Source organism: Bacillus sp. RB3 (assembly GCF_030164735.1).
Taxonomy (GTDB): Bacteria; Bacillota; Bacilli; order Bacillales; family Bacillaceae_G; genus Bacillus_A; species Bacillus_A cereus.
Genome location: NZ_JASNGE010000083.1, coordinates 1 through 2,367 on the forward strand (window position 1 = coordinate 1; position 2,367 = coordinate 2,367).

Genomic DNA, 2,367 nt, shown 5'->3' on the forward strand with positions numbered 1-2,367 from the left:
AGTTTGTCGCTTGCGATGTTATTGTCATCGGCGACTTGTTCTATATTACACCTCTAAAGTATAATCGTCAATACGTTTTTTAAAAAACTTTATATTTTATAGATTTCACTTATGTATTTCTTCTATAGTTATATACAAGCACCCCACAGAACTATCTATGGGGTACTACTCTATTATAAAAACTATTGCTCTTTCGACGGCGCCGAACAACTTCCATCAGTACAAGAAAGATCGCTTCCACCCTCTGAAGAAAGTTCTTGTAACTTAGGTGCAGGATTCTCTTCTTCCCACACTTGCTGAAGTGCACCAACAAAAGTTTCAAGTGGTTGTGCACCTGAAATGGCATACTTTTGATTAATAATAAAATAAGGTACTCCCGAAATTTGATATTGCTGAGCAATCGCTTCATCAATTCTAACATCATTTGCATACGCATTTTTATCATTAATAACATTTAAAGCCTCTTGCTTATCTAAACCTGAAACTTCAGCGATAGTAGCAAGTGTATCCACATCACTTAAATTTCTCGATTCAGTGAAGTATGCGAAAAGTAGATTTTCCGTAATCTCTTTTTCTTTTCCTTGATCCTTTGCAAACTTCGCAAGACGATGCGCATCAAACGTGTTCGTCGGCTTCATCTCATCAAAATTAAAACTTAAACCCATACTAGCTGCATGATTTCCTAGCTGTACGTTATTACGCTTAGCTTCTTCAATACTAATTCCATACTTTGATGCAAGTACTTCATTAATACTTGTCCCAGAATAGATTGGAGCATTTTGGTCTAATTCAAAACTTTTAAACTCAACTTCAACATCCTTCTTATGCGGAAATTGCTCTAAAGCCATCTCTAATCTACGTTTCCCAATATAGCAAAATGGGCATACAAAATCTGACCAAACTTCAATTTTCATAGAAACACCTCATTAACTTTTAGTTTTCAATCATTGTAGCACTGAGATTAAGGAATTCAAAAGTTTTTGCTCTACCTCCTTCATATAGTACATACAAAAATACACTTATAGCAGAATACCTAATTAACAAAAAAACGATAATCAAAAGGATTAACTATTATCCCTCCGATTATCGTCTATATAAATGCAACAACTTTAATTATGCCGGAATATACTTCCCTACGAACTTCCATACAGTATTCCAATATTTATTCGAATCTACTTTCTCCGCTTCCCCATGTCCAGCACCTGGAACAATTAATTTCTCTTTTTCTACTTTTGCAGCATTATATACTTCATCTAACATTTCAAAAGGAACGAATGTATCAGCATCCCCATGAATGAACAGCATAGGTGTTTTACTTTTCGCTACTTGTTTTACAGCTGAGGCCTCTTCTAAATCATACCCAGCTCTTAATTTAGTAACCGTATTTGCCGCATTCATAACAGGAAACTTCGGTAAGTGGAATAAATCTTTTAGTTGATAAGTAAATTCATCAATAACAGTTGAGTATCCACAATCTTCAATAATAACTTTAACATTAGAAGGTAAATCTTCTCCTGAAGTCATCATTACAGTTGCCCCGCCCATTGAAACACCAAATAGAGCTATTTCAGCATTAGGGTCTTTCTTTAAGATTTGTTGAATCCAAATTAACACATCTTTACGATCATGCCAGCCCATACCAACATAATCCCCTTCACTATTTCCGTGCCCACGAAGGTCTGGTGCTATGACATTATAGCCTTGTTCATAAAAGTTACGAACATATTTCGTCATTTCTGATGCTCTACCACTATATCCATGAACTACAATTGCCCATTTATGACTAGATGGTTCATTCATATATTCATAACCTTTTAAATTTAATTTATCGAAAGAACGTATAGTTAATGTGTTAGGTTTATACTTCGATACGAAGTTTGCATTCTTTTCTTCATTTGCAGCCAATACATCTCCCGACGCATTTACCGTTTCCACTAAATGAGGACTATCTTGCAAAAATTCCTTTTCTTGTTTCGCATTTAATGCATAGTTATAAAAATAATTTCCAACTAACATATACACGATTACTAGCAGGACTAAGACTACTATAGTAATTATACTTATCTTTTTCATATTATCTCCTTTTCTAACTTAAATCTTCTTATATTAAAGTACATCAAAAACAACTGTACTATTTTAACATACCAATGAATTCTATCTTTAAGAAATAAAATAGAAAATCTTAAATTACCTGTCAAAAATCACGAAAGAAATTGAATAAAACTTATATAGCTACGTACTCAAAAATCTTTTAAAAAATGAGCAGAACTTCAAAATATTTAGCTTTGAAAAGAAGTTATAAAACACAAAAAAGACGAGTCATTCTGACTCGTCTTAAAGTTGCTTGGCGACGTCCTACTCTCACAG

General features: G+C 33.6%; 2 protein-coding genes. Both read right to left on the reverse strand.

Features of this window, described 5'->3' with window-relative positions; translation table 11 throughout:
* Nucleotides 1–182: 182 nt before the first annotated feature.
* The gene (locus QO049_RS30380; RefSeq protein WP_000687938.1) at nt 183–914 is read right to left on the reverse strand and encodes a DsbA family oxidoreductase; all 732 of its coding nucleotides are present in this window, start codon (nt 912–914) and stop codon (nt 183–185) included.
* Nucleotides 915–1,113: 199 nt separating this feature from the next.
* Entirely contained in the window at nt 1,114–2,073 is a 960-nt protein-coding gene (locus tag QO049_RS30385; RefSeq protein WP_246961772.1) for an alpha/beta hydrolase, read from the reverse strand.
* Nucleotides 2,074–2,367: the final 294 nt, after the last annotated feature.